This is a genomic window from Streptomyces sp. NPDC001493, assembly GCF_053597235.1.
Genome location: NZ_JBSFHV010000040.1, coordinates 30,572 through 52,745 on the forward strand (window position 1 = coordinate 30,572; position 22,174 = coordinate 52,745).

Genomic DNA, 22,174 nt, shown 5'->3' on the forward strand with positions numbered 1-22,174 from the left:
GTCGACGGGACATGGCTCTCCAGGGTGTGACAGTAAGTCAGACGGCCGGGTTCATGTGTGTGCCGAGACATCCGGGCGGGAGCGGATCGCCCAGGGCAGGCGCGAGAAGGCGACGGGCGGCCTCGTCGGCTCGGCCGGTGAGGCCACGGAACCCCCCTCGGGGTGGGCGTCAGCTGCGGCTGCCGGCCCGCCACGGCTGCACCATACCCTTGACCAAATACGCCACCAGTGTGATGCGTATCACGTTTGCCGACCGTGATTGGCAATTGGCCCGAAAATCCCCAGCGAATACTGAAATGGGTGCGAAATTGCTCAGTTAAAAACACCTCGGCCGTAATGCGCGTGACTTTTCGATCGTCGGTCCAATAGTCAAGTAGAGGTATGGCAATTTCCTGCGGAGGGGGTGTGACCTGTATCACATTGACGTATTCCGGCGGCCGAGCCTAGGGTTCGGAGATCATGCTATTAGCTGTAATCAATTGAGCGCTAATTAGCTGGCCCGCCTGATGTAGCCAATTGAGTGGGGTGAAAATTTTGCCTACTCCTGTTCGGGTAGAGATTTCTCCGGGGGAACCGCGGATTTCTCGAGTGGGAAAGGGTTGGCTGGGGGCATCGCTGGCCGATGAGGAACAGCAGTGGCGCATCGCGATGGCACCGGAAGTCGCGGCCGAACTGACTGCCGCCGCACGGGCCGCCGTGGCCGCAGGCCGCCGGCCCGACCTCATCTCCCGCAGGCCTGCGGGACTCGGCCTCACCGAGGAGTTCGCCACCGAACTGCGGCGTCGCCTGGCCGGACAGCCGGGCTTCGCGGTGGTCACGGGATTCCCCGTGGGCGCGGACGACCCGCTGGAGACCGAGATGGCCTACTGGCTCTTCGGGCTGCTGGTGGGGCGCCCGGTCTCGCAGAGCCGCAAGGGTGATCTGCTCGGCCGCGTCGAGGACCGCGGCGCGGACATCGCCAGCCCCGTCCAGCGGGGCTATGAGAGCTCCGCCGCGCTCCCGTTCCACGTGGACCGCACCGATGTCATCGGCCTGCTGTGCATACGTCCGGCGGTATCCGGCGGACTGAGCCGGATCGTGTCCTCCAAATCCGTGCACGACCTGCTGCTGGAGGAGTCCCCGGACGCACTGGCCGAGCTGTATCGGCCGTATCCGAACGACAGGCGGGGCGAGGAGCAGCCCGGGGAGTCTCCCTGGTCGGAGATCCCGGTCTTCAGCCGCACCGGCGATTCGTTCGCGGTCCGCTATGTCCGGCGGTTCATCCATGGTTCGCAGCGCCATGACCGCGCGCCGCGGCTCACCGAACGCCAGAGCGCCGCGATGGACGCGCTCGACCGGATTCTCGAGCGGCCGGGGGTCTCCCTCGACATGGAGCTGCGCCAGGGCGATCTCCAGCTCATCAACAACTTCCACATCCTGCACGCGCGGTCCGCGTTCGAGGACGGCGGCGGCCGGGGCAGGCTGCTGCTGCGCCTGTGGCTCGCCTTCGAGGGCAGTCCCGAGCTGCCCGAGCACTACTCCTCGCTGTACGGGGCGGTGGCCGCGGGCAGCTACCGGGGTGGCGTCTGGCCCGTCGGCGCGAGACCCGGGGCATTCGGTCGTCCCGTCGCGGAACTCGGCTGAACGCCACCGACGGGCAACCTGGGAGAAATGCTCGGTTCGCTCCCGTCGGCCATGAGATTCCGCTTTCCGTCCTGCTCGATTATCCGGTCTTGATGTCGTACGGTCTTTTTTGATTTGGCCGTACCGCTTTTCTTGTCGGCGGCCTCGTGGTTCGATTCGGGCCGAGGCCGGTCAGCCGGTCTTCGCTGCCCGTTCGCATTCCTTCTTCGGCACATGCTGACTCGGCACCGACTTTTAACCAGAAGGCAGGTTTCGTATGCCTGGCATCGATCTCGATACCTATCAAAGGGACGGCTGTCAGCTGCTGTCCGGCCTCCTCGCCGACGAGGACATCGGCCGTGCCATGGACCTCTTCGACGACCTCGACGGGGCCGCGGAGGTCACCCCGTCCTACGAGGCCGGCGGTGGCCTCGTCCCCCACCGGGACCGGCCCGCCTACCGCCGGCACGCCGGCCTGGACGCCGCCGAGGACGGTCTGCGCGAGCCCGTCCAGTTCGAACTCGCCCCCGGTGACGGGGTCATGTGGGACCGGTACTTCGCCCACGGCAGTGCCGCCAACACCGCCCCGCACGACCGGCGCGGCATGGTCGTCGTCTTCGCCGACGCCTCCGCGCCCGGTTTCCGTGCGAGGGACAGCTTCCCGCTGACCGATCTGCTCGCCCTCGGAGCCGGATGACATGACCACAGCACACGCCACGAATCCGCTGGCCGGTGGAGGACAGATGACACGCATTATCGACAGCACGCTCCGCGAGGGCATGCAGTCGGCGCACGGCCGCTTCACCCGCGAACAGAGCGTGGAAATAGCCACTTTGCTGGTCCGCTCCGGGGTGGACATGATCGAGTGCGGCCACCCGGCCGTCGACGAGGAGGAACTCCTGCGGGTGGCGGCCGTCGTCGAGGCGGTGCGCGGCACCCCAGTACTCGCCCACGCCCGCGCCCACTTCGAGGACATCGAGGCCGTCGCCAAGACCGGCGCGTCCTGGGTCGGCATCTTCCTCGGCGTCAACGACGTCTCCCGGCGCTCCCGGCTGCCGGGACGCACGCTGTCGCACCTGTACGAGACCATCTCGGAGTGTGTGACGCATGCCCGGGAGCTGGGCCTGCGGGTCCGGTTCACGGTGGAGGACAGCAGCCGCACCGAGCCCGACGAACTCGTCGAGGCGTACCTCGTCGCGACCGAGGCGGGAGCCGAACGGATCTGCTTCGCGGACACCCTCGGCATCCTTGAGCCCCAGGAGACCGCAGCCCGGATCAGGAGGCTGCGCAAGCGATGTCCCGGCACGGACATCGAAGTGCACCTCCACGACGACCGCGGCCTCGCCCTGGCCAACGCCCTGGCCGCCATCGACTCCGGCGCCGACTGGATCTCCACCTCGGTCAATGGCCTCGGCGAGCGCGCCGGCATCACCGACTACGCGGCCCTGCTGGTGAACCTGCACCACCGGGGCACCCGCACCCTGGCCGACGGGACGCTGCTCAGCGACCTCAGCCTGCGCGTCGGCGCCTACGCCCGCTCCATGCCGGACCACCGCAGGCCCGTGGTCGGCCGTGATGTCTTCCACCACGTCGCCAAGCTCCATGTGAAGGCCGTCGAGCGCGAGCCGGGATCGTACGAGTGGCTGGACCCGGCCACGGTCGGCCGGAGCGGCAGCGTGACCCGTCCCGCCCTGCCGGCCGACCCCTCGGACTGGATCGTCAGCCCGCAGGTCATCTCCGCGACCGAACTGCGCCACCACCGGGCCGGCCCCGGCGAGCGTTTCGTGCTGGTCGACAACCGGTTCGTCCCGGGCGCCGACCAGTACTGCATCGCCCGGCGCATTCCGCTGATGGAGGACTACGGCGCGGGCCACGTCGATACACACGTACACCACTGCGACAGCCTGTTCATGTACCTCGGCGAGGAAGCCGGCTACGCCGGACTGACCGTCGAAGTGACCTTGGGCGACCGGGTGTTCCCGGTGCAGAGCCCCGCATCCGTCTTCATCCCCGCGGGCGTCGCGCACGGATACCGGGTGGTCCGAGGCGCCGGTACCTACCTCAACCACGTCCTGGCGGGCGAGTACAACTCCAGCCTGCTCGACCCGATCGGGAGCGACCGATGACGATCCAGACCGAGAACGCCAAAGCCGCTGCCTGGGACCTGATCGGCTCCCTCTTCTGGGAATCGGGGCGCACCACCGCCAAGCCCAGCGACGAGGAGATCGGCCTCTTCCTCGACGGGATCAGCGCCGGCGACCGATGTACCGTCGTGGGCGCCTCCACCAAGGACCTCGCCGAGGCTCTGCTTGCCTTCGGAGCCGAGGTCACGGTCGTCGACTTCTCGGAGCGGATGTGCGCGGACCTGCGGGCGGCGCTGCCCGACGGTTCGTGCCGCATCCTGCGCCACGACATCACCCAGCGGGCGCCCGAAGAGCTGCGCGGCACCCAGCAGTTCGTCCTGAACGACCGTCTGGTCAACCGGTTCAGCGAAGTCGAGGCCCGCAGGGGCCTGGAAGGCATGCTCGATCTGCTCACCGACGGCGGGCAGGTGCGCGCCTCCATCAAGCTGGGCCTGTACCCGATGGACGAGCGGATGATCGCCAACGGCACGGAGCGCGGCACCCTCGAGACCTTCTACGACGCCAGGACGAGGGTCATCGACTTCGCCGCGGCCGGCGATGTCCTCAGCGACTCGCTGCTGCCCCACGGCGGCATCGACCCCGAGCTGCTGCTCCAGTGGTACCAGGGGCGCGGCCGGGAGCAGCGCTTCGACCACGAGGACATCGCGGCGCTGCTGACCACGGTCGACGTCGAGGGCCGCGGCCTGCGTCTGGCCACGGCCACCGAGTTCGGCCAGGCGCCGGAGACCAGGATGTACACCGCGACGGCCGTCCGCTCCGGCCAGGACGCCTGACCCATGTGCGGAGTCGTCGCGGTGAGCCTGGTCCCGGCCGCGCCCGGGACCAGGCCGGTGCCCGACGCGACGGGTCTGGCCCGGCGCGCCGTCGTCCGGCTCGTGCACCGCGGGCCCGACGGATTCGGGGTGGCAGGGGACGCCAGGTCGGCGGTGGCCATGTGCAGGCTGCGGGTACGCAGCCTGCCGACCGACCGGGTCCCCTTTCCGAACCGTTCCGGCAGCACCTGCTACGCGTACAACGGTGAGATCTACGCGGTCGGCCCCGGGGCGCTGTACGGCGCCGCCGGGGTGACAGTGCCTCGAGGCGGTCTTGACGAGGCGCAGGCCGTCGAGGATCACGGCGCGGACGCCCTCGACGGGATGTACGCGCTGGCACGCCGGTCCCCCGACGGCACCGTGGAGATCACGCGCGACCCGCTCGGCATCAAGCCCCTGTATCTGCGGCGCCATCGGCACGGCGTCGTGGTGGCCTCCGAAATACCCGCCCTGCTCGATCCGTTCGGCCCGGCGCGGATCAGGCCGGCCGCGATCGCCCAGTTCCTGCTGCTGGGCCGGGTGGTGGACGGCGGCACCTGCTACGAGGACATCGAGCCGGTACCGCCGGGTGCCCGGCTCCTGCTGAAGGAGGGACGCGCCGAGACCGTGTCGGTGGTTCCCGCCCCGTCGGCCGGCTCCGGCCCGGCCGGGTGGCCGACCACTTCCGAGGGCATCCGGGCGGCGGTCTCGCGCGCCGTGGACCGGGTGCTCGTTTCGGACCGGCCGCTCGGGCTCGCCCTGAGCGGGGGCCTGGACTCGACGGTGGTGGCGCTGGAACTGGCCCGCCGGGGCATCGAGGACCTCGCCACCGTCAGCGTCGTACCGCAGGGCAACGGCGACGGGGTGCGTGAGGTCGCGGACCTGGCGCTGCCCGGCACCGCCTGGCGCGGCTGGCGGCACCGCTGGACCGGATTCGGCCCCGCCGATCTGCTCGCGGGCGTGGCCGACGCGGCCGCCGTGCTGGGCGAACCGACGGCCATGACCAGCGTTCCGATGTACGCGGCCCTCGCCCGGCTGGCCCGCGAGGCCGGCGTCGTCGTCCTGCTCCTCGGCGAGGGCGCGGACGAGGTCTTCGGCGGCTACCGGAGCTACCTCGGTCTTGACGGGCTGGGCAACGCGGAGGAGTTCTACGTCGCGCCCGGCCGCATCGAGCTGGCCCGGGCCCTGCTGGGGCCGGACGTCTGCGCCGAGGCGCACGCCGCGTTGCGGGCCGCACTGCCCGCCGCGCGCGACAGGCCGGCGGCCGAGGCGGTGCGGGACTTCGAGTACGAACACAGCCTGGAGCCACTGCTGCGCCGTGCCGATCACCTGCTGATGGCCCAGGGAGTCGAAGGCCGCACCCCTTTCCTGCACGGCGGACTCCCGGCGCTCGGGCGCGCCTACCCCCTGACGGCGTTGGTACGGGACGGCCAGACGAAACTGCCGCTGCGCCACGCGTACGCGAGCGAACTGCCGCGTTGGCGGGCAGAGGTCAAGAAGCCCTTCCGCGCACCGGTGGACGACTGGCTGACCGGATCCCGGCGGACGGCCGCGATGGCCGAACTGGCGCTACGGCGGGATCTGTTCGCTGCCGCGGGGCTCCGCCCCGAAGGCATCGAGCGGACGCTCCGGGAGGCGGACGCCGGCGGCGCCGCCGCCACCGGTCTGCTCTTCCCCCTGCTGAGCCTCGGCGCGTGGCTGGAGCAGGCCGATTCCGAGGCCCTGCGCGGCGGGCAGTGACCACGCGGGACATCGACCACACCAGAAAACCTGAGGAGACAGGACCTTCGTGAACGAGCGGGACAAGTCCGTTCTCCCGGCAGCCATCGGTCCCGCACCGCTGGATGCGCTGGGGCCCGGCGCAGTGCACTATCCGCTGCCTGACATCGCGGCGGAGGCGGGCGCCGACCTGGACACCTTGCCGTACACCGTGCGGCTGCTGCTGGAGAACACCGCCCATCTGGTGGCGACGGGGAAGGCGGGCCCCGAGGGGCTGCGCGCGCTCGTCCGCCCCGGGCCGGCGCGAGCGGGCGGCGCGGCCGTGGCCTTCCAGCCCGCCCGGGTGGTGCTGCAGGACTTCTCGGGCGTTCCCGTGGTCCTCGACCTTGCCGCGCTGCGGGCCTCGGCGGTACGGAGCGGCCTCGACGCCCGCGCGGTGGGTCCCGTGATCCCCGCCGACCTTGTCGTAGACCATTCGGTACGGGTCGACCGGTCGGGCACCGCGGACGCGCTGCGGATCAACATGGACCTCGAATTCGCTCGCAACCACGAGCGATACGCACTGCTGCGCTGGGCGGAGCAGGCCTTCGACGGGTTCCGTGTGGTCCCGCCGGGCGCCGGCATCGTGCACCAGGTCAACCTGGAGCGGTTGGCCCGGGTGGTGACCCTGACCGAGGGACCGGGACCCCGACTCGCCCGCCCGGACACCGTGCTCGGCACGGACTCGCACACACCGATGGTCGGCGCCCTCGGGGTGCTCGGCTGGGGCGTCGGCGGCATCGAGGCGACTTCGGTGCTGCTCGGAGAGCCCGTACTGCTCACCCCATCGCGCGTGGTGGGCGTCCGGCTGACCGGCCGGCTGCCGGCCGGGAGCACCGCGACCGATCTGGTGCTGACGCTCACCGAACGGCTGCGCCGGCACGGCGTGGTCGGAGCCTTCGTGGAGTTCTTCGGGGACGGCTGCGCGCGGCTCACGGTGCCGGACCGGGCGACCGTCGCCAACATGGCGCCCGACTACGGGGCGACCACCGCGCTCTTCCCGGTGGACGAGGAGACGCTGCGGTACCTGCGCGCCACCGGCCGGACCGCGGAACACGTAGAGCTGGTGGAGCGCTTTCTGAAGGCGCAAGGGCTGTTCCGCGCGGAGGGCTCGGACGCGAAGGTGTGCTACTCCGAGGAAGTGACGCTCGATCTCGGTGAGGTGGAGCCGTGCGTGGCGGGGCCGCGCCGCCCCGATCAACGGTTGCCGCTGCACGCGGTGGCGCACAGCCTGGAGGCGGTACGCGCGAGTGGGCCGGCCGAGCAGCGCACCCCGCGTCCGGGCGACGGTTCGGTGTTCATCGCGGCCCTGACGAGTTGTACGAACACCTCGCATCCCGGCGCGATGCTGACGGCGGGCCTGGTGGCGGAGCGTGCCGTGCGGTACGGGCTCGAGGTGCCGCCGTGGGTCAAGACCAGTCTGGCGCCCGGCAGCCGGGCCGTACCCGCGTACCTGGACCGGGCCGGCGTGCTGCCCGCCCTGGAGCAGCTCGGCTTCCAGGTGGTCGCCTTCGGCTGCACCACCTGCCACGGAATGAGCGGTGACCTGTTGCCGGAGGCGGCCCGTGCGGTCGCGGCCGACGGGGTGCTGGGGGCCGCCGTGCTCAGCGGCAACCGGAACTTCGAGGGACGGGTGCATCCCCAGGTGAAGGCCGCGTACCTGGCATCGCCGGGGCTGGTCGTCGCCTATGCCCTCGCCGGAACCGTCGCACGGGATCTGACGAAGGAGCCGGTCGGCGTCACGCCCGACGGGCAGGAGGTGTACCTCGCCGACCTGTGGCCCTCGCCCGAGGAGGTCGAGGCGGCGGTCCGTACGGTGGTGGGCCCCGAGCTGTACGAGTCGGCGTACGCGAATCTGTACGGAGGCGGCGAACGCTGGCGAGCCCTCGACGCGGCGGACGGGGATCTGTACGTCTGGCCGGACGGCTCGGACTACATCCTGGAACCGCCGTACATCGAGCCGGTGAGCGGGACCGCCGAGGTGTCCGCGCCAGGCGGGGCGGAGGGGGACCTGGTGGGCGCCCGGATCCTCGCGCTGCTGGGAGACGCCGTCTCGACGGACCACATCTCACCCGTCGGCCCGATCCAGCCCGACAGCGATCCGGGTCGCTATCTGTCCGGACTCGGCCTGAGCACGGCGGAGTTCAACAGTTTCGGGGCGCGGCGCGGCAACCACCATGTGATGGTTCGGGGCACGTTCGGCAATCCGCGGCTGCGCAACGCGCTGGCGGGCGGCCGCGAGGGCCCGTGGACCCGGACGCAGCCGGACGGCGAGCTGGAGTCGATCCATGACGCGGCCGAGCGCTACCGCGCGGACGGGGTGCCGCTGATCGTGGTCGCCGGCCGCGAGTACGGCTGCGGCAGCGCCCGCGACTGGGCCGCCAAGGGCACCGCTCTGCTGGGGGTGAGGGCGGTTCTCGCCGAGAGCTTCGAGCGCATCCACCGCAGCAACCTGGTGGGCATGGGGGTCCTGCCCCTGCTCTTCCCGGCCGGCACGGACCGCGATTCCCTGCGCCTCGACGGGACGGAGGAGATCGATCTGCTCGGTGTCGCCGGACTCTCCCCGGGCGGGGAGATCCCTGTTCGGGTCCGGCGGGCCAGTGGTTCCGTCACGGTCTTCGCGGCGGTGGCAGCGGTGGAAACCGACCGTGAGGTGGCCTACCTCGCCGTGGGCGGGGTCCTGCCGTACACCGCTGCGCGCCTGCTGCGGGAGCGCGGGCGTACGGCGGCGGACTCCGCGTGACCGTATCGCCCGCGTGTTCCCGGGCGGACCTCAGCGAACGCCGGGCTCCCCGGCGTTCGCGACGACGACGTGGTGGGCGTACCAGTCGGCCAGGTCCCGCATGCGCGCCTCGACCTCCCGGTCGTCGGTGCCGCAGACCACGACGACGCCGGCCCTCAGATGGGAGGCGGCGGTGACATCGGGCATGGTCCAGCCCGGCACACAGCGCAGCTCGGCGTGGACGACCCCGGGACGGGCGAGCACCTCGTCGTGGGTGGGTGCCTGCAGCACCGGTCCGTGGGGGGCGTGCAGGTTCATCCCGCCGTGGACGACGCCGGCGGCGTGCTCGGGGGGCACGGACACGGCCGAGGGCCGGCCGAGCAGGGCACGCGCCCACTCGTCGTGCAGATCGATTCCGAAGGAGCGCCGGACCACTTCGTCGGTCCGGCCGCCGCCCACACGGCCGCCGCATTCACCGAACACAATCTCGTCGCCACGCCGGAAAACTTCCAGATGGAAAACACCGTCGTGGTGCGCGAGGGCCTTCAGTGAGGAATGGGCCAGCAGCCGGATCCTCTCGTACAGATCCGGGTACGACTTCGGGGGGAGGGCGATATGCGCAACAAGTCCGCCGTCGTGGATATCGATGAGGTTCTCAAGGTACCGGGAGACTGAAAGGAGCTTTATTTCTCCGTTGAGGACCACTCCGTCCACCTGGAATTCTTCACCGGATATGTATTCCTCGACCAGCCACGGTCCCTTTCCGGCCTCGGCGTCCAGGTACGCGTCCAGGCTCTCCGGCCGTTCGAGACGGTACGTGCTCTGCGCACCGCTTCCATTCAGTGGCTTGATGACGGCCGGGAACCGGTCCGCCCGTCGGGACACCTCGTTCAGGGTGTCGGCGGTGACGCAGTCCGCAGTTGCCATTCCAGCGGCTCTGACCAGGGCTTTCTGTACTGCCTTGTCGCGCATGGCGATGGCTCGGCGGGTGGCCGAAGCGGTCAGCCGGCCCAGATCCGAGAGGACCGCCGCGGCCGCCAGACAGAACTCGAGCCCGCTGCACACCGCGTCGAACCCACTGATGCTCAACGACTCGCGGGTCAGTCCGGCGAGAATTCCCTCGACGTTCGTCTGGTCTGGTACGACGACGGTCCGCATACGCGGATGAGCGGCGCGGGCGTCTTTCAGATCGGCCGGAGTGAGTACGCAGGTGACATCGGCTCCGGCATGCGTCAGGGCGGCGACCGCACGGGACATCCAGCCGATGTGCAGCACTGCGGTGTTTTCCTGCGGCATGCGTCTCCCTTATTGATCATCGAGGTCCGACAATTTAAGTCAAACTCGCGGAGAATCTCTACGTGAGGAACGTCACAAGGGTCTTTTGGGGATTCGGTTGATCGCCCGAATCCGCTCTGGTGAAATCATTCCCGATCATTCGGAAGCGCAAGGGGTACGTGATGGAATTGAATAAAAAAGGACACTTTCTCCGTTCCTTGCTGCCGCAGTCGAAGCCGATGTGGGTGCTTGCGCTGAGCACGCTGGCGCGGAGTACCGGCAACGGTGTCGTCGTCTCGATCGTCGTCCTCTACTTCACCCGCTCCGTGAAGATCGATTCGGCCGATGTGGGTCTGGGGCTGACCGCCGCCGGCGTCGCCGGGATGCTCGCCAGCATCCCGGCCGGTCATGCGGCCGATGTCATCGGAGCGCGTTCCGCCGCGCTCGGGTCCGTGGTCCTGCACGGCGTGGCGATCTGCGGCTACGTCCTTGTCGGCGGGTTCGGTGGACTGCTGGTCGCGGCCGGCCTCGTGGCCGTCGCGGAAGCTGCGTCGAACGCCTCACGGGGAGCGCTCGTCGCGCTCGCCGTGCCACCGGGGGACCGGGTGCGCACGCGCGCCTATCTGCGTTCGGTCACCAACGTCGGCTTCTCCCTCGGAGCGCTCCTCGGCGGCCTGGCGCTCAGCCGCGACACGGCGGGTGGCTACGCCACCGCGCTGCTCGCCTCCGGGGCTCTCTTCGTCGTCGCCGGCCTGGCCTTCCTCGCTCTGGACGGAACGCCGCCGGTGCCCCGGCCCGAGGGCGCCTCCCCCTGGCAGGTCCTGCGCGACGGCCCGTTCGTCGCCGTCGGCGCGATCAACGCCGTGCTGATGATGAACGCCGGCATCCTCAACGTCGCCCTGCCCCTCTGGATCGCCGAGAACACCGACGCCCCGATATCCGTTTTCGCGCCGCTGCTGCTGGTCAACACCGTCATGGTGGTGTTCCTTCAAGTTCCCGTCAGCAAGGGCGCCGAGGACATCCGCAGTGGCGCCCGCGCACTGGCCAAGTCCGGACTGTGGCTGGCCGTCTGCTGCGCCGTGATCGCCCTGGCCGCAGGCCGTACGCCCTGGGTGGCCGTGGCGTTCCTCGTCGCCGGTGTCGTCCTGCACACTGTGGGCGAGCTGCTCTACAGCGCGGGCTCCTGGGCTCTTTCGTACGAGCTGGCCCCGGAGCACGCCCAGGGCCAGTACCAGGGCTTGTTCGGCCTGACCACCCAGCTCGGCACCGCCATCACCCCCGCGGTCACCGCGCTGCTCATCGTGCGGCAGGGCTGGATCGGGTGGCTGGTGATGGGCGCGCTGCTGGCGGCCGCCGGTCTGGCGGCGCCGGCGGTGGCGCGCTGGGCCGAGCGCACCCGGCGGACCGGGGCCGCACCCGTCGCGCAGGCGAGCGCGTGACGCCTTGCCCCGCCGCCCGCCCGGGTTCGGCGGCCACCGGAGAACAAGATCAATTCCTGGATAGGGTGCCCCTCATGCCGAATCTCCCCCTCCTCGCCGTCGTGTACGACCGCGGGTCCGCCGGAGCCGTCGAGATCGTGGCCTCGGCCCGCAAGCTGTGCTCCGTCGTCTTCGTCTGCGACGAGAGCTCGCCCGGTGCGGCCGGCACGGCCCGGCAACTGGGCGAACTGGCGCAGGTCCTCGACGTCACCGGGATGTCTCCCGAGGAGGCAGGCGCCGCGCTGTCCGCCCTGAACGTGGGGGGCATCGTGACGTTCAGTGAGTACCGGCTGGCCGCTACGGCCGAGCTGGCGGCGGTGTGCGGGCTGCCCTTCCACACCGTGGAGGTGGCGGGCGCACTGGTGGACAAGCAGCGGCAGCGGGCGCGCCTGCACGTAGCCGGCGTCCAGTCGACCCGGTGCGAGGTGGTGCGGTCGGTCGACGATGTGCCCGAGGCCGCGGCACGGGTCGGCCTGCCCGCGGTGCTCAAGCCACGCAGCGGGGCGGGCAGCGTGAACACCTGCCGGGTCGACGACCTCGGTCAACTGAAAGAGCTGGCCGCTGAGTTCACGGCCGGGGGCGCCGCGGAGTACGTTCTGGAGGAGCTGCTGGTCGGGGATCCCGACGGGGCGGGTGCGGGCTTCGGGGACTACGTGTCGGTGGAATCGGTCACCTCCGGAGGCGTCGTGCACCATGTGTGCGTCACCGGCAAGCTGCCGCTGGCCGAACCCTTCCGGGAGACCGGTATGTTCCAGCCGGCGAGCCTGTCCCCGGCGCTGCGTTCGGAGGTGCTCGCCCTGACCGAGGCCGCGATCCACGCCCTCGGCATCACCGGTGGCGTCACTCACGTGGAGATCAAGCTGACCCCGGACGGCCCCCGGTTGATCGAGGTCAACGGCCGGATGGGCGGCTACGTCGGGGCGCTGCTCCGGCGGCTGGCCCGCTTCGACCTGCTGCGCGCGGCCTTGCGCGAAGCCCTGTCCCTCCCGGTCGAGCTGCCTGAACTGTCCTTCGCCTCCGTGGAGTACGTCTACTTCGTGACGCCGCCCGCCGACTCCGGGCAGACCCTGACGGCCCTGCACGGCCTGGACGAAGTGGCGGGCCTCGACGGCGTGTGGCAGGTCAAGGCCGAGGCGGCCGCAGGGCGCTCCCTGGACTGGCGCAACGGCACGGAAGGACACCTCGGCACGGTGCACGGCACGGCTGCGGACCACGACCGGCTGCGTGCCGCGGTTGCCGCGATCGAATCCACGATCGTCCTCGAATCCGCGTGACACAGCCGGCCGGAGCGCACGCTCAGAGCGGGATCGTGGGATCGAGCGGCTGTCTGACGCGCCGCCACACCAGCCCCCGCACCGAGGCCGCGAAGGGGGCCGCGGCCCACCACCGGCCGGGGAACAGCAGCCTGTACAGCCGGAGGTTGCGGCGCGCCACCGCCGTCGGACGCAGCGGCACGCAGGACACCAGCAGGGCCGCGCGCAGCGCACGGATCTCGGCGGCCGGCCGCGGAGAGGCCAGGACGGACTGGGCGAAGGCGTTGCGGTAGGCCCACCACATCATCTCGTGCTTCTCCGCGCCGATCTGCATACGGGTGTTGGGTTCACCGGCGTGCGGATCGGCGGAGTGGGCCAGGTCCTCAGGGATGTGGTGGAGGGAGGGGTAGCGGTCGGCGACGCGCCACAGCAGGGTGCCGTCGAGCCCCAGGCCGTGACTGAAGTCGAAGGGGAGGTTCGTCGGCAGTTCGTCCTGGAAGGCGTCGAGCAGATCCGTCCGGCGCATCAGCGTGCACGAGGCGCTGACCGGCACCTGATCCTCCACGGTCGCCGACCGCACCAGGAACTCCAGGGACGACATCCGCCCGGCGTCGCGGCGGTAGCACGTCTCGGGCACCTCGTAGTGCCATGTCATCGCCGTGTAGACGAAACCGACGTCGGGCTCCCGTTCCAGCACTTCGACCGAGCGCTCGACCGCGGTGGCCGATATCCAGTCGTCGGAGTAGAGCAACTTGACGTAGTCCCCCTTGGCCAACTCGACCGCCCGGCGCCAGTTCTGCACTCGCGGCAGCACTGTTTCGTTGCGGTGTGCCCGAATTCTGGGATCGGACGCGGCCAGTTTCGTCAGAACCTCCCAAGTTGAATCCGTGCTGGCGTTATCCACCACCACGACCTCAATATCCGAGTAGGTCTGTTCCAGTGCGCTACGTATTGCCCGTTCCATCTCCTGCGCCCGGTTGTACACCGGTATGCAGATGCTGACATTTCTCATTCCGTTCCCCTCTTCTCCCTGCTCACCCAGTGACGTGCATCCCGGCAAGAAGGTTGCATGTCACCAGCGTTGGCAATATGAAACACTATGTTCACCCGAGCTTGACCTTTCGTCCATGCGCATGTTGGATTGCTCATGCAACCGGTTCTGGCGCCCGATCGCACAGTGCAAATCGACCGGCAGTTTCTTGCGTGTGTTCATGACGCCGGAACCGTCGGCTTTTTCTTGGGGGATTCTTTGCCGTCCGACGACAATTCCTTCGGATTCGTATTCTGCGGCGGCGGCCCCGCCGCGCTCGGGCCCATCGTCACAGCGAGCAGGAGCGGCCGGCTCGACGCTCTGCTGGATCGCGGCATCGCCCTCGTCGAACCGGGGCCGATCGGCCCCGGAGGCCTGGCGCACTACCGCATCAGCGCCAACTCCCTCGGCGGGCCGTTCATGGAGTGCCTCGACGGCCTGGAGGCCGGGACGCCGCTCGCCGCGCTGCGCGACCTGCCCGTGACCCGCCGACTGCGCGCCCTCGCCGACGAGCACCCGCCCCTGTCGGTGGTCGCCCCCTTCCTCGCCCGCCTCGGTGAGGTGGTGGCCGGCCTCCTGGAGGCACACCCGCGCTGCGCCGTCGTACGGCAGAAGGTCACCGGCATCGACCTGTGCGAAGACGGAGTCCGAGTCAGCACCGACGACGGCCGGGAGCTCACCGCCCAGCGGACGGTGATCGCCACCGGCGGACGCCCCCGGGCCGACTTCGCGAAGGCCGAGATCGTCCCCGGCCTGAGCCTGGCGCCTCATCAGGACCGCGTCCGCCACTCGGAGTCGTTCGTCGACACGCGCAAGGACGACACCGGGGCGAGCGGCAAGGTCGTCGTCGTGGGCGGGTCGCACAGCGCCTGGTCGGTGGTCCATCTGCTGCTCCCCGCCGCGGACGAGATCACGGTGATCCACCGCACGGGCCTCCGCCTGTTCTACGACAGCGCCGACCGGGCCGGGGCCGACGGATACGTCTTCGATCCCGTGCTCGACGTCTGTCCCATGAACGGACGGGTCAACCGCTACGGAGGCCTGCGGGGCCGCGCCCATGAACTGGCCCGTGCCGCACTGCGGTTGCCCGGCAGCGACCCGCTGCCGGTGCGGTTGGTCCAGGTGGACACCCCGGCCGCCCGGGACGCGGCGGCACAGGCACTCGCCGAAGCCGACACCATCGTCATGGCCAACGGCTTCGAGGCCGACCTCCCGCCCATCCACTACGCCGACGGCATGCCGTTCACGGCGGCGACCGGCCCCACCGGCACCGTCGTCAACGACCGAGGACACCTGGTCGACGCGCGTGGCACGGCGTACCCGCAGCTCGTCGCCTACGGCCTGGGGGCCGGCCTGGCCCCGTCCCAGGAGGTCGGCGGTGAGCCGAGCTACACCCGCAGGGCCGACGGCGTGTGGCTGTACCAGCACGACATAGGCGAGGTCGTCCTCGACGACCTGCTGAACCAGGTGACGACAGAGGGGGAGACGCAGCGATGAGCACGCCGACCAAAGCGGTCGTCCTGGCGGCCGGTCTGGGCCGCAGGCTCGGACTCGGCGACGCCAAAACGTTGATCCCCGTCGCGGGCAAGCCGATTCTCTTCCGCACGCTGGAGAACCTGGCGGCCGCGGGGGTGCGCGAGGTGGTCCTGGTGGTCGGCCACCTGGCCGACGAGGTGCGCTCCGCCGTCGGGGAGGAGTTCGCCGGCCTGGACATCGGCTACGTGGAGTCCGACGCCTACCGCACCACGAACAACGCCTACTCGCTGTGGCTGGCCCACAAGCATCTCGACCAGGACGTCTACCTGGTCGAGGGCGACGTGGTGTTCGACGGCGAACTGCTCGGCAGACTGGCGGCGGCGGACGGCGAGGCCGTGACGGCGATCGCCCCGTACCGGCGGGAGATGGACGGCACCGTCGTCACCCTCGACGCCGACGAGACGGTCTCGGCGATGATCCTGCCCGCCCAGCAGGAGCGGGGCAGCGACCTGACGCAGACCTACAAGACCGTCAACGTGCACCTGCTCCGCGAGCGTTACCTGCGTGAGGAGTTCGTCCCCGGCCTGGGGTCGTTGATAGCCGGCGGCGGCCAAAACGCCTACTACGAGCTGGTCATAGCCGATACCGTGGCGGCCGGCCGGTTCCCGGTCAGCGGCGTGAACTGCGGCGACCTGCGCTGGTACGAGGTCGACGACCTGACCGACCACAGTGCCGCGGAGTACCTCTTCCGCGGCTCCGACGACCGCCTGGAGATGCTCCAGGGCCTCTACGGCGGCTACTGGCGCTACGACCTGGTGGACCACCGCCTGCTGTACAACCTCTACTTCCCCCCGGCCCGGCTGATCGACCAGCTGATGGAGGACTTCCGGGAGACCCTGGTGCACTACCCGGTCGGCCACAGGGCGTTGCAGTCGCTCCTCGGCGCGGCGATCGGCCAGCCGTCGGACCGGCTGGTGGTGGCGAACGGCGCATCGGAACTGATCAAGATCCTCGGTGGTCTGCTCGGCCGGGTCGCACTGGTGGTGCCCGGCTTCAACGAGTACGAGGCCGTCTTCACCGAGCAGGACATCCACCGCATCCACCTGCCCGCGCCCGCCTTCACCATGGACCCGGCCGCGGTCGCCGAGGACGCGCTGCGCGCCGGTGTCGCAGCGGTCATCATTACCTCGCCCAACAATCCGACGGCGATGGCGGTCCCGCGGGCCGACCTGGTCACCCTCGCCCGGCTCCTTGCCGACGGCGGGATCCGCCTGGTCGTCGACGAGTCCTTCGTGGACTTCTGCGAGCCCGGCCACAGCCTCGAACCGGACCTGGCCGAACTGCCGGGACTGACCGTGGTCAAGAGCATGAGCAAGGTCTACGGCATCGGCGGCCTGCGCCTCGGCTACCTCGCCTCGGCCGACCTCGACTTCGTCGCCGACGTCCGAGCCGCGCTGCCGATCTGGAATGTCAACGGCCTCGCCGAACGCTTCCTGCGGCTGCTGCCCCGCTACCAGGACGCCTTCGCCGCCAGCTGCGAACAGGTCCGGCGCGACCGCGACGAACTGGCCGCGTGGCTCACCGAACTGCCCGGCGTGACGGTCTATCCGCCGGACGCCAACTACGTGATGGTGAGGCTGCCGGAGGGCGCCTCCGCGCTGGCAGTCGTGCGCCGGGTCTTCGCCGACCACGGCATCCTCGTCAAGGACTGCGGAGGGAAGTCCATGCCGGACGGCGACCGTTACCTGCGGGTGGCGTGCCGTACTCCGCAGGAGAACCGGCGCCTGGTGGAGGCGCTGGCGGCCGTCCTCGGTGTGGCCGTCGCCGCCCAGGCGGCGGGCGGAGCGTTCTGATGGGCGGCACGTCACGGCGCGACGAGCTGTACGCCGCCCTGCGGTCCGCCATCGACCCGGCGGACCGGCTGGTGGTGCTGCACTCGTCCCTCTTCGCCTTCCGGACCCCGGCCGACGGGCTGCGCGGCGACCTGCTGGCCGCGCTGCGCGGCCTGCTCGCCGACGGAGTGACCCTGGCGCTGCCCGCGGTGACCTTCGAGTTCTGCCGTACGAAGGAGTACCACCACCGCCGTTCCGTCCCGAACACCGGCGTACTGGTGGAGTGGTTCCTGGACCTTCCCGAGGTGCGCCGCACCCCGCATCCGGTGTACTCGTTCGCCGTCGCCGGACCGCTGGCCGAAGAGCTGACGGCCTGCCGGCCGGACACGGCGTTCGGCGCCGACACCGTCTTCGAGGTCTTCGAGCGCGAGGCGGCCCGCATCGTCACGGTCGGCGCGAGCTGGAACTCCTGCACACAGGTGCACCGTTACGAGGAACTGGCGGAGGTCCCCTACCGGCACCACATGAAGGTCGCCGGTACGGCCGACTTCGGCGACGGGCCCGCCGGGCTCGACCTGACGATGATCGTCCGCGATACGGCGCTGGACTCCACCCTCGACTTCACGCCGGTCTTCGACCGTCTCCGGGACACCGGCCGGATGGCGAGCGCCGGGCTGTGGGGGACCGCCCTGGAGTCGGTGTCCACGACGGACCTGGCCCAGGTCTGCGGCGAGATGCTGGCCGAGGACCCGTGGGTGCTGCTGCGCGAGCCCAGGGTGATCGAGCACCGGGCGCGGGAACTGGCCCGCGAGCCCGTACGGCTGGCGCTGCTCGGCTCGCGGAACCAGGAGATCCTGGCCGCCGAGGTGGCCGCCGAGGGCCGACGGGTCCTCGGCCACGAGCCCCATGCCGTCCATGTACCCGAGTACGGTCTGCTCGCGCGCGAGATCCACGACCCGGCCTCCGCGCTGCGCGGCTTCGACGCGCACGCGACCTTCTTCACCGACCGGTTGGAGGACGTGCTCTCCGTCGACGGTCTCGACGAGGGCGTCGACGGCCGGCTCCGGGAAGCCGTGGAGCACTACACCGGCCTGGTGAGCTCCTACGCCGCCACCACCGACCAGCCGGTGTTCGTGCTGTCCTTCGCGCCGCTTCAGCCGTCCGCGATCGACATCAGCGGGATCGTGACCGAGGCCAACCGGCTGCTGCGCGACGGACTCCGCGGCCAGGAGCACATCCATGTCGTCGACCTGGCCGAGGTCGTCGCGCGCTCGGGCGGCGGCCCGCTGGTGGACGCGCGGCTGTGGCAGGTGGGCCGGATCCCGTACGGTGTCGCCCTGAGCGCCGCACTGGCCCGCCGCTTGTGGGGCCTGACGCTCTCGGTACTCGGCCGCACCGCCAGGGTCATCGTCACCGACCTCGACAACACCCTGTGGCACGGCGTCGTGGGCGAGGACGGCATCGACGGTATTCAGGTCGGCACCGATCACCCCGGCAACGCCCACCGCAAGCTGCAGCTCGTGCTGAAGTCGCTGCGCGAGCGGGGCATCGCGCTCGCGGTGTGCAGCAAGAACGACGAGGACCTGGCCCTGCGCGCGATCCGGCAGCACTCGGGGATGGTGCTGCGGGAGGACGACTTCGTGGCCCTGGAGATCGGCTGGCGACCCAAGCCGGAGGCGATCGCCGACATCGCCTCGCGTCTCAACGTGGGCCTGGCCAATGTGCTGTTCCTCGACGACAACCCCGTGGAGCGCGCGCGGGTGCGCGAGTTCCTGCCGCAGGTCGTCGTGCCGGAACTGTCCGAGGACCCGTCCGGCTACGCGCACGCACTGCTGGACGACCCGTTCGTCACCGTGTTCAACGTGACCGACGCCGACCGCCGGCGTACCGAGCAGTACCGGGCCCGCGAACGGACCGAGCGGCAGCGGCGCGGCTACGAGCGCGTCGAGGACTTCTACGCCTCGCTCGGCACCGAGCTGCACATCAGCCCGCTCACCGAGGGCAACGTGGCCCGCGCGGCCCAACTGTGCGCCAAGACGAACCAGTTCAACACGACGACCCGGCGCCAGTCCCGTGCCGAACTGCGCCGGCTGGCCGCCGCGCCGGACTCGGACGTGCTGGTTCTCAGCGTGGCCGACCGGTTCAGCGACCGCGAGGAACTCGGCGTCGTGGTGCTGACCCACCAGGGCACGGAGACCACCGTGGACTCCTACCTGCTGTCCTGCCGTGTCCTGGGCCGGGGCGTCGAGACGGGTGTGCTGCGCTGGCTGGCGGCCGGCCTGGCTGCAGACGGGCGCACCCGCCTGCACGGCCTCGTGCTGCCGACCGAGCGCAACGCCCCTTGCCGCACCGTGTTCGCCGACGAGGGCTACACGCCGGACGACGCGGACGGCAGCTGGCACCTGGATCTCACCGGCGACCACAGCACCCCCGGCTGGCTGCGGGTCGTCGACCACACGGACGCGGAGGCCGACCATGCATGACCTCGAACCGGGCGCCGTAGCCCACAGCAGCCACACCTTCACCGGGGAGGAGTTCGCCGCCTTCGCGGCGGCCACCGGCGACCACAACCCGATCCACCACGATCCCGAGCACGCGGCCCAGACCGGGTTCGGTGCGCCCATCGTGCCGCTGACCATGGTGCTGGGGCCGGTGTCGGCCCTGATCGGGATGGTCCTGCCCGGCCCCGGCGCGGTCATCCTCGACACGGCGTTCCGCCCGGTGCGCGCCGTCGCCTTCGACCGGCCCGTCAACTACTCCCTGCGGCTGCGTTCGAAGAGCGCGGGGACCGGGGTGCTGACCTGCCGGGTACGGGCCCATCAGGACCGCGAGCTGGTCCTGGACGGCGAGGTGAAGACGACCGTACGTGCGCCGCGTCCCCGGCCGGACGACAACCCCGGGGGCGGCTTCCTGCCCGCCGACGCGCCCAGGCTCGCCGCGGTGACCGGCGCCGCCGGTGACATCGGCGCCGCGGTCGCCCGGGCACTGGCCAAGGCCGGATGGGACCTCGCCCTCGTACACCGGGGCGGCATCGACGACGTGGCCCGCCAGTGCGAGGAAACCGGCGTCACCGTCCACTCGGTGACGGCCGATATGACCGTGCCGGCCGACCGCGCCGCAGCCGCGGAGAAGCTTGCCGCACTCGCGCCCACAGCCCTTGTGCACGCCGCCGCCGCACCCCTGGCGGCCGGGCACCAGGAACACTTCGAGACCGCTTACGCCGGGCTGCGGGACCTGGCCGACGCCGTGCTGGACGGCATGCTGCTGCGCCAGCAAGGGTGCGTCCTGCTGCTTGGGTCGGAGGCCTCGCGCCACCACCCGAAGGGCTGGTCCGACTATGTCGCCGCCAAGGCGGCGGCCGAAAGCGTACTGCGCGGCATCGACCGGCACCACGGAGTCTGCGGGGTGCGCGCGGTGGTCGTCGAACCCGGCTATGTCCAGGGCCGGTACTCCGCCGACGTCCGCCCTGCCGGGATGCTCGGTCTGCTGCCGGAGGAGGTCGCGGAACTGGTCGTCACCGAGGTGTCCGACGTGGCAGCCCCCTCGCGCCGGGTGTGGCTGTCCACGGACGGGGCCACCAGGTACGCCCTGGACGGCGGCGCCGCCCCGGAGGACGAGGCCGCGTCGGCCTCCGGGCCGGCCGCTCAGGCATCCGCGCCCCGGGGCGGGCCGGTCGTGAGCGGGCACACGGAGCGGGTGGAGGCCGCCGTCCGCCGCGTCCTCGGCCCGGACGTGGACGTGCGAGGCGGCGGCGTAGGACTCACACCGGGCTGGGACTCACTGGGACAGATCCAGGTCGTGCTCGCCGTGGAGGAGGAGTTCGGCATCAGCCTGCCCGCCGAGAGCCTCACCGCGACGGGCCGCTTCGACCAGCTCTGCCGTGTCGTGGCCGAACAGGTCGGGGAGTGAACGTGCGGTCAGCTCCAGCAGACGCAGGGCGCCGGCCGTTCCGAGAACGCCTTGTCGGCGTCCGGTGCGGCCTCGACCTGCCCTGCGGGCGGGGCGAGCGAGAAGTCCGCGGCGGGGTCGATCTCGTCGAAGGAGCCGAACAGGTGCGTACGCGGGAACCACGCGCCGAACGGCTTCGTCGACGCACCGATGCCGATGAACTGGCTGCCCGTGGCCACGGCGGCCCGCACGTCCCACGGCCCGTCGCCGACGCACACCACCCGGTCGAAGCCCTCGCCCGCCTGGTGGATCGCCTCCCGGACCACGTGTTCCCGGAACGTGTGGTCACTGGCCGTGGACACCGGGCCGGACGCTTCCAGCGGAGCCAGCTTCACCGCCGTGACCTCGCGCATGCCGCCGGTCGCGAACGCCACCGTGTAGTTGCCCGACGCCTCGAGGCCGCGCAGGAACGCGGCCGCGCCGGGGACCTGTTCGACCTTCTCGAGCTCGGTGGCGGCGACGAACCGGGCGTGCAGCCGGTCGGCGAACCACTGGGTCTCGGTCTCGTCGGGGAGCCGTCCCCTGTTGCGCCGGAAGACCTCCCGGAAGATCCACGAGTCCGTGTGGTGGGCGTAACCGCCCCAGGCGGAGTCGACCTTTTCGAGTCCGCAGTCGCGCAGTGCGCTGTGGAAGGCCAGTTGGTGCGGGGCCACGCTGTCCAGCAGCGTCCCGTCGATATCGAAGACGATCAAGGTGTTCATGGCCTGCTCTCCTGGTCGTACGCGCTCAGGGACCTTGATCCTAGATCGTGTCGTCAAAGTGCCGTCGTCCGGCCGGAGGCCGGGCCGGGCGGCGTCCGGTGCGTGCGATCGCAAGGCGGAGGATCGTCCTCGTACTGGGCGTACGAGGACGATTCCGACAACGC

The 22,174-nt window shown here is 70.7% G+C and carries 15 protein-coding genes; 12 read left to right on the top strand and 3 right to left on the bottom strand.

The window, feature by feature from the left end; genetic code table 11:
• Window positions 1–588: 588 nt before the first annotated feature.
• The 6 genes from ACWCWD_RS34790 (at window position 589) to acnA (ending at window position 9,038) form a co-directional block, all read left to right on the top strand.
• Window positions 589–1,623, top strand: a complete 1,035-nt coding sequence (locus ACWCWD_RS34790; protein WP_450779274.1) for a TauD/TfdA family dioxygenase — start codon at window positions 589–591, stop codon at window positions 1,621–1,623.
• 256 nt (window positions 1,624–1,879) lie between these two features.
• The gene (locus tag ACWCWD_RS34795) at window positions 1,880–2,299 is read left to right on the top strand and encodes a hypothetical protein (protein WP_450779276.1); all 420 of its coding nucleotides are present in this window, start codon (window positions 1,880–1,882) and stop codon (window positions 2,297–2,299) included.
• A 46-nt stretch (window positions 2,300–2,345) separates the two neighbouring features.
• Entirely contained in the window at window positions 2,346–3,728 is a 1,383-nt protein-coding gene (locus ACWCWD_RS34800; RefSeq protein ID WP_450779278.1) for a hypothetical protein, read from the top strand.
• The gene (locus tag ACWCWD_RS34805) at window positions 3,725–4,519 is read left to right on the top strand and encodes a hypothetical protein (RefSeq protein WP_450779280.1); all 795 of its coding nucleotides are present in this window, start codon (window positions 3,725–3,727) and stop codon (window positions 4,517–4,519) included. Before ACWCWD_RS34800 ends, ACWCWD_RS34805 begins: the two co-directional genes overlap by 4 nt.
• Window positions 4,520–4,522: 3 nt before the next feature.
• A complete protein-coding gene (locus ACWCWD_RS34810; protein WP_450779282.1) occupies window positions 4,523–6,277 on the top strand; it encodes an asparagine synthetase B family protein in 1,755 nt (584 codons plus the stop codon).
• A gap of 49 nt (window positions 6,278–6,326) precedes the next feature.
• Window positions 6,327–9,038: an aconitate hydratase AcnA gene (gene acnA / locus ACWCWD_RS34815; RefSeq protein WP_450779284.1), complete on the top strand. Its 2,712-nt coding sequence runs from the start codon at window positions 6,327–6,329 to the stop codon at window positions 9,036–9,038.
• Window positions 9,039–9,068: 30 nt separating this feature from the next.
• Here acnA and ACWCWD_RS34820 read toward each other — a convergent pair whose 3' ends face one another.
• A complete protein-coding gene (locus ACWCWD_RS34820; RefSeq protein ID WP_450779286.1) occupies window positions 9,069–10,313 on the bottom strand; it encodes an ATP-grasp domain-containing protein in 1,245 nt (414 codons plus the stop codon).
• 197 nt (window positions 10,314–10,510) lie between these two features.
• Between ACWCWD_RS34820 and ACWCWD_RS34825 the strand changes: the two genes are divergently transcribed.
• Complete coding sequence (locus tag ACWCWD_RS34825; protein WP_450779288.1) at window positions 10,511–11,731, top strand: MFS transporter; 1,221 nt, start codon at window positions 10,511–10,513, stop codon at window positions 11,729–11,731.
• Window positions 11,732–11,805: 74 nt separating this feature from the next.
• The gene (locus tag ACWCWD_RS34830; RefSeq protein WP_450779290.1) at window positions 11,806–13,044 is read left to right on the top strand and encodes an ATP-grasp domain-containing protein; all 1,239 of its coding nucleotides are present in this window, start codon (window positions 11,806–11,808) and stop codon (window positions 13,042–13,044) included.
• A 22-nt stretch (window positions 13,045–13,066) separates the two neighbouring features.
• Here ACWCWD_RS34830 and ACWCWD_RS34835 read toward each other — a convergent pair whose 3' ends face one another.
• The gene (locus tag ACWCWD_RS34835; protein WP_450779292.1) at window positions 13,067–14,035 is read right to left on the bottom strand and encodes a glycosyltransferase family 2 protein; all 969 of its coding nucleotides are present in this window, start codon (window positions 14,033–14,035) and stop codon (window positions 13,067–13,069) included.
• Between the two features lie 237 nt (window positions 14,036–14,272).
• Here ACWCWD_RS34835 and ACWCWD_RS34840 point away from each other — a divergent pair, with 237 nt between their 5' ends.
• Genes ACWCWD_RS34840 through ACWCWD_RS34855 form a run of 4 tightly spaced genes read left to right on the top strand, consistent with a single transcriptional unit; the run spans window position 14,273 to window position 21,270 of the window.
• Window positions 14,273–15,550 (top strand): FAD-dependent oxidoreductase, encoded by a 1,278-nt coding sequence (locus ACWCWD_RS34840; RefSeq protein ID WP_450779294.1) that lies wholly within the window; start codon window positions 14,273–14,275, stop codon window positions 15,548–15,550.
• Window positions 15,547–17,382 (top strand): aminotransferase class I/II-fold pyridoxal phosphate-dependent enzyme, encoded by a 1,836-nt coding sequence (locus tag ACWCWD_RS34845; protein WP_450779296.1) that lies wholly within the window; start codon window positions 15,547–15,549, stop codon window positions 17,380–17,382. Before ACWCWD_RS34840 ends, ACWCWD_RS34845 begins: the two co-directional genes overlap by 4 nt.
• Entirely contained in the window at window positions 17,382–19,844 is a 2,463-nt protein-coding gene (locus tag ACWCWD_RS34850; protein WP_450779298.1) for an HAD-IIIC family phosphatase, read from the top strand. Before ACWCWD_RS34845 ends, ACWCWD_RS34850 begins: the two co-directional genes overlap by 1 nt.
• A complete protein-coding gene (locus ACWCWD_RS34855) occupies window positions 19,837–21,270 on the top strand; it encodes an SDR family NAD(P)-dependent oxidoreductase (RefSeq protein ID WP_450779300.1) in 1,434 nt (477 codons plus the stop codon). Before ACWCWD_RS34850 ends, ACWCWD_RS34855 begins: the two co-directional genes overlap by 8 nt.
• Before the next feature lie 8 nt (window positions 21,271–21,278).
• On the opposite strand, the gene ACWCWD_RS34860 is transcribed toward ACWCWD_RS34855, so the two are convergent.
• On the bottom strand, window positions 21,279–22,010 hold the full coding sequence (locus tag ACWCWD_RS34860; protein ID WP_450779302.1) for an HAD family hydrolase: 732 nt from the start codon (window positions 22,008–22,010) through the stop codon (window positions 21,279–21,281).
• Window positions 22,011–22,174: the final 164 nt, after the last annotated feature.